The sequence below is a fragment of the Gottschalkia purinilytica genome, from assembly GCF_001190785.1.
In the GTDB taxonomy this organism is placed as follows: domain Bacteria; phylum Bacillota; class Clostridia; order Tissierellales; family Gottschalkiaceae; genus Gottschalkia_A; species Gottschalkia_A purinilytica.
Map to the genome: position 1 here is coordinate 98553 of NZ_LGSS01000009.1, position 15272 is coordinate 113824.

The 15272-nt window shown below is 26.3% G+C and carries 16 protein-coding genes; 1 reads left to right on the forward strand and 15 read right to left on the reverse strand.

Features of this window, described 5'->3' with window-relative positions; all coding sequences use genetic code 11:
- Positions 1 to 421 precede the first annotated feature (421 nt).
- From CLPU_RS10220 to CLPU_RS17890, 14 genes are all read right to left on the reverse strand, one after another.
- On the reverse strand, positions 422 to 1039 hold the full coding sequence (locus CLPU_RS10220) for an acetate uptake transporter (RefSeq protein WP_050355562.1): 618 nt from the start codon (positions 1037 to 1039) through the stop codon (positions 422 to 424).
- A gap of 271 nt (positions 1040 to 1310) precedes the next feature.
- Entirely contained in the window at positions 1311 to 2741 is a 1431-nt protein-coding gene (locus tag CLPU_RS10225) for a sensor histidine kinase (RefSeq protein ID WP_050355563.1), read from the reverse strand.
- Position 2742: 1 nt separating this feature from the next.
- Positions 2743 to 3447 (reverse strand): response regulator transcription factor, encoded by a 705-nt coding sequence (locus CLPU_RS10230; RefSeq protein WP_050355564.1) that lies wholly within the window; start codon positions 3445 to 3447, stop codon positions 2743 to 2745.
- 37 nt (positions 3448 to 3484) lie between these two features.
- Complete coding sequence (locus tag CLPU_RS10235; protein ID WP_050355565.1) at positions 3485 to 4201, reverse strand: ABC transporter permease; 717 nt, start codon at positions 4199 to 4201, stop codon at positions 3485 to 3487.
- A gap of 28 nt (positions 4202 to 4229) precedes the next feature.
- The gene (locus CLPU_RS10240; protein WP_050355566.1) at positions 4230 to 4976 is read right to left on the reverse strand and encodes an ABC transporter permease; all 747 of its coding nucleotides are present in this window, start codon (positions 4974 to 4976) and stop codon (positions 4230 to 4232) included.
- Positions 4977 to 4978: 2 nt separating this feature from the next.
- Positions 4979 to 5887: an ABC transporter ATP-binding protein gene (locus CLPU_RS10245; RefSeq protein WP_050355567.1), complete on the reverse strand. Its 909-nt coding sequence runs from the start codon at positions 5885 to 5887 to the stop codon at positions 4979 to 4981.
- A 203-nt stretch (positions 5888 to 6090) separates the two neighbouring features.
- The gene (locus CLPU_RS10250; RefSeq protein WP_097677562.1) at positions 6091 to 6738 is read right to left on the reverse strand and encodes an amino acid ABC transporter permease; all 648 of its coding nucleotides are present in this window, start codon (positions 6736 to 6738) and stop codon (positions 6091 to 6093) included.
- Positions 6739 to 6757: 19 nt separating this feature from the next.
- The gene (locus tag CLPU_RS10255; RefSeq protein WP_050355568.1) at positions 6758 to 7561 is read right to left on the reverse strand and encodes an amino acid ABC transporter substrate-binding protein; all 804 of its coding nucleotides are present in this window, start codon (positions 7559 to 7561) and stop codon (positions 6758 to 6760) included.
- Between the two features lie 125 nt (positions 7562 to 7686).
- Complete coding sequence (locus CLPU_RS10260) at positions 7687 to 8838, reverse strand: ABC transporter permease (protein ID WP_050355569.1); 1152 nt, start codon at positions 8836 to 8838, stop codon at positions 7687 to 7689.
- Positions 8831 to 10162, reverse strand: a complete 1332-nt coding sequence (locus CLPU_RS10265; protein WP_050355570.1) for an ABC transporter permease — start codon at positions 10160 to 10162, stop codon at positions 8831 to 8833. Before CLPU_RS10265 ends, CLPU_RS10260 begins: the two co-directional genes overlap by 8 nt.
- Before the next feature lie 17 nt (positions 10163 to 10179).
- Positions 10180 to 11115 carry an ABC transporter ATP-binding protein gene (locus tag CLPU_RS10270; RefSeq protein ID WP_050355571.1) on the reverse strand — a complete coding sequence of 312 codons (936 nt, stop codon included), beginning with the start codon at positions 11113 to 11115 and terminating at the stop codon, positions 10180 to 10182.
- Between the two features lies 1 nt (position 11116).
- The gene (locus CLPU_RS10275; protein WP_050355572.1) at positions 11117 to 12127 is read right to left on the reverse strand and encodes a hypothetical protein; all 1011 of its coding nucleotides are present in this window, start codon (positions 12125 to 12127) and stop codon (positions 11117 to 11119) included.
- 273 nt (positions 12128 to 12400) lie between these two features.
- Positions 12401 to 13048: a response regulator transcription factor gene (locus tag CLPU_RS10280; RefSeq protein ID WP_050355573.1), complete on the reverse strand. Its 648-nt coding sequence runs from the start codon at positions 13046 to 13048 to the stop codon at positions 12401 to 12403.
- The gene (locus tag CLPU_RS17890) at positions 13026 to 14219 is read right to left on the reverse strand and encodes a sensor histidine kinase (protein ID WP_050355574.1); all 1194 of its coding nucleotides are present in this window, start codon (positions 14217 to 14219) and stop codon (positions 13026 to 13028) included. The genes CLPU_RS10280 and CLPU_RS17890 overlap by 23 nt, the downstream gene beginning before the upstream one ends.
- Before the next feature lie 208 nt (positions 14220 to 14427).
- On the opposite strand from CLPU_RS17890, the gene CLPU_RS10290 reads away from it, so the two are divergent.
- Positions 14428 to 14742, forward strand: a complete 315-nt coding sequence (locus CLPU_RS10290; RefSeq protein WP_050355575.1) for a hypothetical protein — start codon at positions 14428 to 14430, stop codon at positions 14740 to 14742.
- A gap of 79 nt (positions 14743 to 14821) precedes the next feature.
- On the opposite strand, the gene CLPU_RS10295 is transcribed toward CLPU_RS10290, so the two are convergent.
- Positions 14822 to 15241 (reverse strand): hypothetical protein, encoded by a 420-nt coding sequence (locus CLPU_RS10295; protein WP_050355576.1) that lies wholly within the window; start codon positions 15239 to 15241, stop codon positions 14822 to 14824.
- Between the last annotated feature and the right edge of the window lie 31 nt (positions 15242 to 15272).

A 15272-nucleotide genomic window follows, 5' to 3' on the forward strand; every position in this document is an offset into this window, starting at 1 on the left:
TAAACACTATCAATCTATATCTAGAATATTAATTTATCTTTATGATTAAGAAATTATAATTACTAATGTAAATGTACATAATGTAAAAGGCTTATTTCTGTATCAAGTATTAATCTTGTACAGAAATAAGCCTTTTATATTACTTAAAATTATAGTTAATTATTTTATTAAAGTATTTATATCTTTAGTTATAATTCATATGCTTTATAATATTACATTATCATGGCAATCCTAGATATAAAACTTTTATTATAATTGTCTCTTCCTAATAAATTAAAGTCTACACTCTATTAACAATATCTCAAATAACTTAATATGTTATTTTTATTTATTCTTTTTCTGTCTTAGATTAATAGATGAATCAGAAAACAAATCGGGACATCCGAATAAAAAGATATGCTCTTTGTTTATGTAGGATTTACTATTTTTTAAAAATACCAAAAGGTTTTCCTACAGGTAGGAATTCTCTTTCAAAGTGAGCATTTAATATTGATGCTGCTGAACCATAAAATGAGAATAAAGATATTAATAGTTCTGCATATCCAGCAAGTTTACTTGAAAATCCATATGCAATATTGAATGAACTAAGAGACAATCCTAAGAACAATAAATCAATTAAGAAGAAAATTGTAAATAATACTTTATGAGTTTCCATAGCTCCTATAGTCATATAAATAGTAAAAATTAAATATCCAACAAATGCAATTCCTAGTTGATTAGGGTCAGCAGTAGAAGCTAGCTTTTCTCCAAATACACCCATCTTTATAAGCCAGGAAAAAGCAGTACCAAACCAGAAAAAAGCATAACCACCAAAAGCAGTAGTACCAAAAACATTGCCTTTTTTAGCATCATTGATACAAGCAAATAATTGTGCAAAACTACCTAAAAATATTGCCCAAGGTATTACAAGAGATACTTCACTAGTAAATCCAAGCTTTTGGCTAGAAGCTACTAATGTAACCATAGCTAGTCCAAATAACCCTAATGCTGATGGATCAGCAGTAACAACTTTTACATTTTGAGTTTCGTTTAATTTCATATAGTCCTCCTTAATATTATAATAATTATAAATACGCACAACGGACATAATACCATCAAATTTGACAAAATGCAACTAAAAAAATAACTATAGCTCTTACTAAGTTCAGAGTATAGTTATTAAAGATATATAAATACTTTTAATCTAAATATTTTCTAATGTAAACATGTATTGATAATATAAATAAAGATGAAATAAAGTAATTTATTTAGTTTAAAATGTCGTTGTAATTTTTTATCTACTCTTCTGTGTTGTCTTATTCATATTGTATTTATATTTTATTTATTATAATAGTAACTTCTGTTCCTTCTCCCTTTTTACTATCTATCTCTATGGTTCCTCCATGAACTTCTATTATATCCTTTGATATAGCCATGCCTAGGCCTGATCCTTTATGAATTTCGGAAGTATTTGTGCCTCTATAGTATCTTTTAAAAACATTTTTTAAATCATTTTGATCTATACCTTTACCATCATCTTTAATTTTTATAGATACCTTATTGACTTTATCTACAACTATAACTTGTATATTAACATCTTTATTGTTGTGTATGATTGCATTATAAATCAAATTATTTAAAGCTCTTTTAAAAAAGTTCATATCTATATCCACATGTATTGGTTCTTTTTCATATTTAAGTTCTATATTTATGTGAGAATATTTAGGATCATTTAGAATATCTATTATAGACTCCTTAATAAATCCTATTATATTTACTCTTTGTTTATCTAATATAATCATATTGTTTTTAAATTTATATGTTAAGTTTAAATCTTCTACTAAATTTTGAAGATACAATGATTTGTTAAATATAATATCTACATAACTCTGTATCTCCTCATTTGTGCAGTGATATTCAGTATCTCTTATTATCTCTGCATAACCTTTTATAGATGACAATGGAGTTTTTATATCGTGAGATATATTAGATATCCATTCTTGCCTGAACTTTTCAATTTGTCTTCTTTCTTCTTGACTTTCCCTTAAATTATCAGAAAGAGTATTTAAATTAGTAAATACCTCTTTATAAACTCCTTTTTCTTCATAAACAATGTCATAATAGCCTTTAGAAAGATTCTTAATTCCTTCAATTATTTTTTCTAAAGGTCTAGTAAGTTTAATACCAAACATATTTCCTATGATTGCTATAGCTATAATATCTATAGCTAGTATCCAAAAAGATTTACTTCCAAATATAGCTTCTGCTACATTCGTAGGATTAAAATATAATGTATATTTTACTATTTTACTTTTTGGAAATCCTATAATATAAGTCCATTTATAGTTTTCCTTTTCTATATAATCTACAAAAATAGTACTATCACCCATATCATATCTATTAAAGTTTACTATTTCTATTGGAGAATACTTGCTAGGAGTATCTTTAGTTTTTTTATAACTATACACCTCTCTTCCATTCTCATCTAAAATTTGTATCCAACCTTGATTCTCAACGACTTTGTCCAATCCTTTTTTAGACATATAAGGAGTATTATCTTTAAAAGTTATATATTTCTTGAATTCACTTACGTATTTATCTATATTTACAATTTCTTTTTTTTGATCTCTAATATTATATCTTTTGGCTAAGACAAATCCTACTATTATAAAATTTATGATAATAACTGAAAGAGCACATAATATTAACGCTCCTATGAATCTATTAATTATTTTACCTTTAGCTTTATATTTAAATCCCATCTTAATCTTCCTTACTTACTAGCTTATATCCTAGACCTTTTATGGTTTTAATATATTCAGGATTAGAAGGTTCATTTTCTATTTTTTCTCTTATTCTTCTTATATGAACCATTATAGTATTGTCATATCCTATACTTTCCTCTCCCCATACTTGTTCGAATAGCTTTTCCTTACTTAGTATCTGATTAATATTTTTAGCCATATATAAAAGCAGTTGATATTCTTTAGCTTTTAATTCTATTTCTTTACCTTTTTTTAATACTATTGATTTTTCTTCATTAATTTCTATATCTCCAAACTTAAGAGTCTTATTTTCTTTCAATAATGTATTTTTCATATAATCTATTCTTCTTAAATGTGCCTTTATTCTAAAAGCAAGCTCTTTTGGACTAAATGGTTTTGTAACATAATCATCTCCACCTAGCCCAAGAGCAAGTATTTTATCTATATCTTCAGATTTTGCAGATAAAAATATAATAGGCGAATAAGTTATTTCTCTTATTTTTTTACAGGCTTCAAAACCATCTATATCTGGGAGCATAATATCTAGAACTATAATGTCTGGACTTTTAATTTTACACATTTCTATTCCATCTAAAGCTGTTTTTGCCTTAAAAATATTTTCAAATCCTTCTTTTCTGAGTACCGTCTCTATAAGGTTTAAGAGTTCAACTTCATCATCTATTAAAAGTATTCTTTCATTCATTCTAGTTTTATCCCTTTCCTAAAACAATTTATCTACTTTAATTTAACACATCTCTTCTTTTTAAACAAACTAGTCCTACTAGGAATATTATTGAAAATATAATGAGACTTGCTATTGGATAATTAAATTCTTTTTGCAATGCCTCATTGAACCCTCCATAAAAAGATAATATTGGATAATCCCATATATAATACATCCAAAATCTTTTTGAATTAGCAGCTAGTATTGCCGGCATATTTAGTATTAGTCCTATTCCAATAGAATATAAGGAATTAGTAAGATTTACTGATAATAAATATTGAATGAGTATTATAGGAAAAGCTGATATATATGCTATAATAGGTCCTTTAAATAATACTTCATAATTTATAGGATCTGTTATTCCATTTATTTTTCCTATTAGTACTAATGCACAAGAAACTAATATAACGTTTATTAGAACTAAAATATATCCTATAATAAGCTTTGTAATATAAAAGTTACCTCTTCTAATAGGCAAAGAAAGCATTTTTCTCCATCCATTTCCACTATGCTCTATTTTCATTAATATAGCCATAATTACACATATAAGTATAGGAAATAAAAATTGAGCATAGAATGGAATTATACTTACATATAAGTCTATCCAATCTATAAATCCCTTTTTTTCCCTTGCAAAAGATAGTAATAATATAAAAATAGGAATTGAAATCAATAAAGAAAAAATCCCTGAATTTTTAAGCTTTAGCAATTCACTTTTCAATAATCTTATCATTTTATCCCTCCTCAATAAATATTATTTTCTAATTAGTGATATCTTTTCTCTTAAAAGTAACTACCCCTAGAGTTAAGAATATAGCAGTACTTATTAAGCTTCCTAAAACTAACTTTTTGATCTCAATATCTGTGTAATACGCTAAAAATAAATAGTTGTAAGGAATAAAGTACCCTAGTCCACTATTTTTAACAATGGAAACACCTAGAAATGTTCCTAGCACTCCGTATGAAACAGATTTTATATTATTTTTATTAATTACCGATAAAAACTGTTGAGTACTAATTATTCCAAATAGAGCAATCCATTGAAATACTATATTTTTTAGTGGTATAACTATATCAAATTCTTTTTCAAATCCAAATATAAGACCTATTATTATTAGTCCTAAAGTATTCAAAACAGGAACTGTAAAAGTAGCTATTATACTAGTTATATATTTAGATATATATAACTTTTCTTTAGATAAAGGTATTGTAAGGCTATATTTCCATCCTCCATTTTTATCTTCTATACTGAAAACAATACTTGCTATAATTATAGAGAACATAGTAAAAAAGATAGCATATCCAGCAGTACCATAGTTCTCTAAAAAAATCATATCCCATTTTCCAAGGCCTCTTTGAGAATAAACTTCTATTAAATAATCTTTTCTAATATAGATATCTAAGAAAACCAAAAAAGCCTCACCTATTGGAAATAGAAATAGTAATTTTTTAAATAGTGTTCTTTTGTGTTTAAGAATTTCAGAATTTATACATTCCATAAAAGCCATTACTATTTCACCTCACTCTGGGTCATATTTAAAAATATCTCTTCTAAAGATTCTTGTTGTTTGTTTAAATAGTATACTTGATGACCTTCATTTACTAAAAGTCCATTTATATCTTCTGGATTTCCTTGTTCAGAAGGAACGCATATTTTATCTCCTTTTATTTCCGCAGCATATCCACTTTTAATTAAAAAATAATATGAATTTTTAATATCTTTGGTTTTAATTTGAATTTCTTCACTTATAGATCTTTTTAACTCTTCCATACTTCCTTGAAAATGAATCTTACCTTTATTAATTATTCCTATATGCGTCGCCATTATTTCTATTTCACTTAATATATGACTAGACACTAAAACAGTCATTCCTTGCTTCTCAGGTAAGCTCTTTATAAGTTCTCTAATTTCTTGAATACCTGCTGGGTCTAATCCATTTGTAGGTTCATCTAATATCAAAAGTTTTGGATTTCCAAGTAAAGCCTGTGCTATTCCTAATCTTTGTTTCATTCCTAAAGAAAACTTTTTTACTTGAGAGTTTTGCCATTTTTCTAATCCTACTATATTCAATACTCTACTTATTTCGTCTTTTTTAAGTCCTAATATGTTTGCACTTATACTCAAATTTTCAAAAGCAGTTAAGTTCTCATAGTAGGAAGGATACTCAACTAAAGACCCTATATTTTTTAATATATCTAGATTATTCGTGGTAACATTTTTATTAAATATTTTTATACTTCCATTAGTAGGTCTAATAAGTCCTAAAAGCATTCTAATGGTTGTAGATTTCCCTGCACCATTAGGTCCTAAAAATCCATATATTTGTCCTTCTTTAACTTCTAAATTAATACTATCTACAGCTGTAAACTTTCCAAATCTTTTAGTTAAGTTTTCAGTTTTTATTATATATTCACTCATTTAGCTACCTCCTTTATTACTTTCAATAGTATTATAAAATATCAACCTTAAACTCATATCACCTGAACCTTAAATAAACCTTAAATAATTATAAGACAATATATATTACTGTTTTCAATATATCTTAACATCATATTATTTGGGTTCAAAAAATAAAAAAACCTGTAACAAAAATTACAGGTTTTTTATAACAATCTAATATTTTATTGGTATATAGAGTATCTATCTTCTAACTTTCTAAATCCAAACATTAATACAGAAGTCATTATAAGATATATTCCAGCTGCTATTATAAAAGGAGTAATTACAAGATCTCTTGTTACTATTTCACTAGCTGCCCTTGATAAGTCCCCCATACTTATAGCTGCAACTAGTGCAGTATCTTTTATAAGATTAACTGATTCGTTACAAGTAGGAGGTATTACTCTTCTTACAGTCTGTGGAAGTATAATATGCCTCATAGTTTGCTTATAATTAAATCCTAAGGCTTTTGACGCTTCATACTGTCCTTTATCTATTGATTCTATCCCTGCTCTAAATACTTCTGTAAGATACGCTCCATAATTGAGTGAAAAAGTTATTGCAGCAGCAGCAAAAGCAGGCATATTTAATGCTGGAAATATTATTGGTATTCCATAGTACACAAAGAATACTTGTAGTAATAAAGGTGTTCCTCTAAATATCCATGTGTATATATTTAAAATACTCTTTAATATTTTAACTCCTGATATTTTTCCTATAGCTCCAATTACTCCTAGTGGTATAGAGCAAATCATTGTAACAATAGATAGTGAGACTGTAACACCGCAACCTTTTAAAATATAAACTATCATATCTAGTAACTTCTCCAACTTAAGTCCTCCTATTTAGCTACTGATCTTCTCCAAACCATTCATTAGAGATTTTATCAGTAGTTCCGTCAGCTTTCATTTCAGCTAAAATTTTATTTAATTCTTTTAAAAGTGCTTTATCTTCTTTTCTAATTCCAACACCATACTCTTCTTTTTCAAGATAGTCCTTTAATATTTCATATTCTCCTGGTTTCTTTTTAAGATAATATTTCCCAACTACTTCATCTACAAGTAAAACCTCTATTCTTCCTGCTGATAAATCCATAAGTGCTTCTACATTATTAGAATATTTTTTAACATCTTTTAAAACATCTGATACTTCTTTATTCTTTTTTAGTGCATCCTCAGCAGTACTTCCCATTTGTAGTCCTAATATTTTTCCTTTTAAATCCTCTTTAGTTTTTATACTAGAACCTTTCTTTACCACTAAAATTTGTTTGTTTGCTAGGTAAGTATCTGAAAAGTTAACTTGTTTCTTTCTATCTTCAGTTTTAGTAAATGCATTCCAGATTAAATCTATATCGCCTTTTTTAAGAGTTAGTGTAACTCCTTTCCATTCAACTGGCTTAAACTCAGCTTTTACTCCCATCCTCTTAGCAACTTCTTTTGCTAAATCTATGTCAAATCCTATTATTTCTCCCTTATCATCTCTAAATCCCATTGGTGGAAAGCTATCATCTAGTCCTACAACAAACTTACCGCTTTCTTTTATCTTATTAAGAGAATCATCAGCTTTTCCTGATGTTTCTTTACTACCACAACCAGTAAATAATAATGAAATTAATAGTATACTTATAATCAATGCTATTATTCCTTTTTTCATCCTAATTCCTCCTGCATATTAAATATTCTATATGTATTATACTTTAATATGATAAAGTTGTAAAGTATCAAATCAAAAAAGAACAAAAATTTATTCATAAATTTTTGTTCTTTTTAAGTGTTATGTTATTCATACTTCATAGTCATACACCCTAGAGTAAAATATACAATTCCCATTCCTATCAGAACTAAACATGGTACTATTATCGAATTAACATCATATCCATACATAGCTATCTTTTCAATACCTTCTACAGCCCATTTTTGAGGTGTTATATTTGCAAGTGCCAATATTATTTTAGAACTAATTATATCAAGTGGCCACATACATCCACCTAGCATAGATGTAGCTGTTAACGCTATTGGTGAAACAGCAGAAAGTTGTCTTTGATTTTTTAATATACTAACTAAGAACAATCCTAGTGATACTGTTACAAATACAAAACATGATATTACAATAAATATCGCTAACATATTGTTTCCTAAATCTAAATTGAACAAATATTTTCCCCCAAATAATATTATACTAACTTGAAATAATCCTATAATGAAAGATACTATGAGATTACCACCTAGTAACGCTTTATTTGATATGGGAGAAACTAATGCTCTTTGCCAAGTTTTAAGTTGTTTATCTCTTAATATATCTCCTACACTAAATACTATTGTATACATTGAAAAAAATAAAGAAAAACCTATAACTATGTGTTTTGCATTATCATAGTTACCAATTCCACTACCACTTATTACTTCTTTTTTTATTTCAAATGGATTTTTATACTTCCATCCCTCTATACTCTTGTTATAAGCTTCTTCAAATTTATCACTATTTAAATATTTTGAAGTTGTTTTTGCTATTTTTATATTACTAAAGACTTTATCAGCATTATCTTTTAATATATTTTCTAAAGTCATTGTATTTATATCTTCTTTAATTTTCATCAAATTTATTTCTATTTTTCTATTGTCTTTTAAAGATTCTCCAAATCCTTTTTCTAAATTTACTACTGCAAAAACTTCATTAGACTCTAAGCTTTTTAGTCCATTTTTATAACTCAATATATTGTACCTAAATGAATTATCTTTTTTAAGCTCTTCTACCATCATTTTAGAATATTGTGAATTATCACTATCTACTATTGCAACTTTAGGAACATAACCTGCATTTTGAGCACTTCCTGCTATAAAGGCCATTCCTAGTGCTAATAATGTCATTATTAGCATAATGCTCATTTCATGTCTAAATATCATAATTCTTAATTTCAATATACTAAGCATTACTACACCTCTCTTCCTTTTTTGCAAAGAATGTAGCTATTAGTATAAAAATCGTTCCTATACTAATTAATAATAAAAGAGGTGTTCTTATTTTCTCTATACTATTTCCTAGCATAACATTCTGATAAGCTTCAATTCCTAGACCATTTAATGTTAAATATCTAAAACTTTGTAAGAATTTTGGGAATGCTTCTAGTGGAAACATGCTTCCTCCAAGTATGGCCATAAGATTTGCTACTATCGTATCAAAAGCATTTACCATTTTATCACTTTCCCACTTAAAAGCTAATACTGAAGTAAGTGTACCTAATCCAGCAACTGCAAATATTAAAGATAGAGTTACCATCATTACGTGTAACATATTTCCCCAATCTACTTTAAATAATATACTGGTAAATCCTATTATTAAGCTCATCTGTACTATTGCGAGTAAAAATATAGTAAAAAACTTTCCCATCAAAATATTGAATCTTGACATTCCTGCTATAACCATTCTTTGATAAGTTAGATTTCTTTTTTCTTCTAACGATAACATTCCTCCTTGGGAAACTGTATATATTATAAACATAGTTGCCATACCAACTGAATAAAATTGAAAACTTGATAAAGCTTTCTTGCCGTTTATTGATTTGCTGTTTATAGAAACACTCACATCTTTAAAGCTATCTGATATTTCATTAATAACCTTATCTAGTTTTTCAAAGCTACTACTTCCTAAATTATTTTCAAAAGCTGTTTCTAAGAACACATTCTTGCCTATGATTATGGTTGCTAATTTATCAGTAAATCCTTTTGTAATTCCTTCTATTATTTTTCCACTCATTAGCTTATCTGGATGACTTATAACTTTAACTTCCATATTATTTCTAAAAGGAGTAAAAAAATTCGCATACATGTTAAATATAAAGTTCTTTGGAAATATAATTATTCCAGATATTTTCTCTTTCTCAAGTAACTTTTTAGCCTGTTCTTCTTCTAGGATTCTAAATTTTATAACTTTTTTAATATCTTTATTTTTAATAAAATTATTTATAATTTCCTCTTCAATATTAAAATCTTTTACTTTACTAACTAACTCCTTATTATTATCTTTAACAAAGCCATTTTCTTCTAAAAATTTTATAAAATCATTAGTCTCTTTAGATATATTGTAGTTTTTAACTATAGCCACTTCTTTCTTTGAAGTATCTATTTTATCTGTAAACATATCTTTTAGTGAATTTCCTAATATTGATATTAATATTATTGGCATAATTATTAAAATAGCCATAGACTTTTTATCTGACAATAATACTTTTAAGTCTTTTAAAATGACATGCCACATGCTCTCTCGTCCCTCCTTTAATCTCTAAGGGTTTTTCCTGTTAAATTTAAAAATACACTTTCAAGATTTGGTCTTTTTACATCTATTGATATTATATTACTGTTTGTTTCACCTACTTTAAGTACTAATTCTTCAAACAGTTTTTTAGTATCTTCTACTTTTAAAACTATAGTATCATCATTTATTTCGATATCTTTTATGTCTTTAATTTCATTCAGCTTAAATATAGTTTGATCTGTTATGTTATCTAATCTTAATAGAATTATTTTATCTTCATTTATTAGACTTTTTAATTCTTCCTTGGTTCCTGTTTCTATGATTCTACCTTTATCCATTATGCTTATTTTATTACATAACAGCTCTACTTCTTCCATATAGTGACTTGTATATATAATAGTCATTCCTTTTTTATTTAAATCAATAACTGTATCTAAAATATGATTTCTTGATTGAGCATCTATACCAACTGTAGGCTCATCCATTATAAGTAATTCGGGTTCATGTAACAAAGCAGCCCCTATATTTATTCTTCTTTTCATACCACCAGAATATTTTTCTACTTTTTCTTTTAGCTTGTCTTTAAGTCCTATAATCTCGGCAACTTCATGTATTCTATTTTCTAGTTTCTTCTTTCTTAATCCATAAATATGTCCCCAGAACTTTAAGTTTTCATATCCTGTAAGCATAGGATATAGGGCTATATCTTGTGGTACAACCCCTAGCTTTTCTTGTATATACTTAGGATTTTTTAATATACTTTCTCCTTTATAAAATATCTCCCCTTCTGTTGGCTTAGTAAGTGTAGACAACATAGATATTGTTGTAGATTTTCCCGCACCATTAGGTCCTAATAATCCAAATATTTCTCCTTGTTCTATTTCAAAATCTACTCCATCTACAGCCTTTAATTCTTTAAAATATTTTTTTAGATTTTTTACTTGGAGTAAAATCATGTTATTCCTCCTCTACTTCTTTATTTGAAAAATCTTTAAATATATATGGAATTCCTTGTTCAAGTTCTTCTTTTTTTAATATATTTGTTTTATTCAATTTTGGAAAATCAAACTCTTGTTTCTTTTCTATACTCCAATTTTTAGTTTGAATTTCCATAATACTTTCTGTAATCTTATCTTTCTTTGAATCTTTAAATTTAGCTTTCACTTTTATATCTTCTTGTATAATATATCCGTCAATATCTATATATCCTTTATAATCAAAAGACTCAAACTTCATATCTTTTAACTTATTTCTAAAGTCTTTTATGCCCTCATTTATATCTACTTCTGTTTCGTTATATTTTATTGGATTGTTATTCATATATTCGCTCTGTTTAATTATTTTTTCTATAAAGCCTTCTTTTTCAATAACATCCAGTGACTTTTCTAATAGCTTTTTTAATTGACTATCATTTAATTGTATTTTAAATTCCTTAACCTTTACTTCCCCATCTTCTGTTGATATAAGAGTATCTTTGCCTGTAACTACATCTTTTTCTTTTAGTATACTGATCCAGTTTCTTTCTAGTTCTTTAAATATATCACTTAGATTATTATCATTATCTATGTCTTCTTTCTGAGCATTTTTCACCTCATCATCAACTAAAAAATACTTACCTAACATAGGCATTTTTACAAAGTGTTGATCCTTGTTTTGATAGTAATTTGTATCAAAACCCATCCCACCAAGATTCATATAATTTCTAGCTATTATCTGCTTATTTTTCTTATCAAATTTTACATTATTTTTTAATTCTAAGTTTTTAAAATAGTTTAACTGTCTTATCTCTTCTTTAGAAGCACCTTCTAAATCATAACTATTTTTTACATTCATTTTTAAAGAATTCTGGCCTTTTTGTATGTTACTTGTTTTATTAACCGCACTAATATATTCTTTAAAAGAATTTTGTGTACATGCTGAAAACATTAATGATATACTAGCTATGAATAAAAGAAGTAGTTTTTTCATAAAATCCCTCCTCTTATAATTATATAAACTATTAAAGTCTCGATTTATTATCCTTATTTATATTTTAATATCTTTAGTCAAACTTTTCCTGTACATAAATTCACTAATTATATATGACTTTTGTCATAAATGACATATCTATTAAGTTCTTTAATAAATAAAAAAATTCTAAATCTTGTATGAAAAACTATACAACAATACAGGATTTAGAATTTTTTTATTTATTAGATATGCTATTTAACTAAAATTCTTTGAAATTAATATAACTAATAATTACATATTTTTTAAAACAAATATAGCTAATTGTGTTCTATCTCTAAGATCTAACTTGTCCAGTATGTTTGTAATATGATTCTTAACTGTTCCTTCACTTAAAAATAATTCTTTAGCTATTTCTCCGTTATTCTTACCTTCACCTATGAGTTTACATATAACTGTTTCTCTATCTGTAAGCTCACTTATCCTTTTATCAACTATCTTATATTCTGGTTTGTAATTTGCTAATGACGCAAATTTATCTAAAACTTTTAGTGCTATATCTGGCTGTATCAAAGCTCCACCATTATAAACCGTTCTTATAGCTTCCGCTATTTTTTCTGGTGTAGAATCTTTTAGCATATATCCTATTGCTCCATATCTCAAGGCATCAAATATATATTCATCATCATTAAATGTAGTTAATACAATTATCTTTATATCTGGTAAATCTCTTTTTATAAGTTTTGTAGATTCTACTCCATTCATATTGGACATTTTAATATCCATAAGTACAATATCTGGATTATGTATTTTACACATGTCATATGCTTCTTTTCCATCTGAAGCTAGTCCACATATTTCTATATTTTCTTCAGCAGATAATATCATTTTTAAACCTTCTCTTAATATGCTTTGGTCATCAGCTATCAATACTCTTATCATTTATGTCACCTCTATCTAATGGAATAAATCCACTTACTTTAAATGATTCTCTACTTTCTATGTTTATTTCTCCATTTAAACTATATATTCTTTCTTTCATTCCCTTTATTCCGTTTCCTTCTTTTATTTTGTCTATATTGAATCCATCGTTACATATTTCAAAGTTAATTACATCAAATTTACAAATTATAAATATAAATATATTTTTAGCTTTTCCATGTCTTACTGCATTTGTAATAGACTCCTGAATCGTTCTATAGAGAGCAGCTTCTATTGTAGGATTTGTTTTTACAATATCTCCATCTATTTTAATATCTATATTTACACCTGTCTTATTAGAAAAACTATTAGACATTTCTTTTATAGATTCAAATATGTTTAAATTATTGTTATTTATTTTTAATGTCTCTATAATTTTTCTTACTTCTATAAGACTCTCCCTAGCAGAAGTTTTAGCATCATTTAAATAATTTTTAGCATTTTGTATATCCTTATCCATTAAATGGCTAGACATTTCTAATTGCATAATAAGAGCTGTCATTTCGTGACCTAGCGTATCATGAATGTCCCTAGCAATTCTAGTTCTCTCTTCTATTTTAGAATATTGTTCCACAACATCAGCATATTTTCTTAGATCTCTATGTGCTTCTAATAAACTCATATATAATTCATCTTTCTTTTCTTTTTCTTCTTTATAATATCTAGCGAAATTAATAATTACTGTAGCCAAAATACTTATAAGTGTAAAAAATAACATCTCAGATATATTTCCTAAATTATTTTTATAATATATTAAAATACAATACTTTATTAAAGATATTAATAAAGTTAGTACACTCATAGTTATTCTATATTTTAGTTCCAGTGACAATGATATTTCTACTAAGATTATTATATAAAATAAATGTAAAAAATAGTTTATAAGATATTTTGAGTTATGTTCTAAGTAAAATATTAATAATATATCTATTAAAAACGAAAAAACATATAAATATTTAAATCTAGTATAAATATTTCTTATAATGCCAACAGTTAAATATGCAATAAATATTGCTAAAAATATAAATAATCTATAATTACTTACATTTTCAAATTTTATGGATAATAAAAAAATTATTATAGATATTAATATCTTAACAATACTAACTTTATTATTCTTAGATATATTCATAGTTTTATCCTTTCATACATAACCTTTATTTTTCAAGTAAATATTAATATAAATTATCTAATAATATCTTCAGTTTTAAGTATATAATCTTTAAGAAATACTTTCAATTTTTCCTAGTTATTGTAGCTTATATTTACTAAGTATTCTACTAATAATATATATGTAAGTATCAATACACTTACAATAATTCATTTGTTGGAGGGTCACTATGAACAATAATTATAATAGTAGTTTTTCCCAAAATTTAAAAGCCCTTGAAATAAAACAAGCAAAAGAAAGAATGGGATTAACAAGTGGTTTAAGTAGTAGTGCTAATTTAAATTCTTTGAGTAATTTAAGTAGTAACGCTAATTTAAACTCTGTTAGTAATTTAGGATTAACAAATAATTTAAGTAATAGTGCTGCTTTAAGTCCTGTTGGTGGTTTAGGATTAATAAGTAATCCAAATAGCAATGCTAATTTATATTCTTATAAAAATGATGGAGTAATTGCTAGCTCTGCAACAAATATAAGGTATACCTAGACTAAATAGTCTATAACCAACTTTTTATCTCCTTACTAAAATATAAAAAGAGGATGGAATTTATTCCATCCTCTAATTTTTAGTACCAATATCCTGGGTCATAATAATATCCATAGTATGGATCATCATAATATGAATAAGGATTATGATGACTATGATGTCTACGTCTTCTACGTCTTCGGTGTCTAAATAATTCATCTAAAAATATTATTGTTACTATATCTCTTAACAATCTTCTCCTTCTTCTTCTAGGTACAGGTCTTATCTGTGAGTCTACCTCTTCACTTGTTACATCCAACTCATGTACATCATCAGCTATTTCTGGATAATCTTCTAAAATTTTTCCATATATTTCATCTACCATCCCTTCTATCTCATTTCGAGATATATCTTGTGTAATTCCAACACTATTAGTATATTCTTCAAGATAGTTCTTTACCTTAGGGTAAATTATATAGTAGATATCAGGATAAGGCTCATAATCATAAAATGTAGACATATTATCTCTCCTTTTTAATTAACTTTACTAA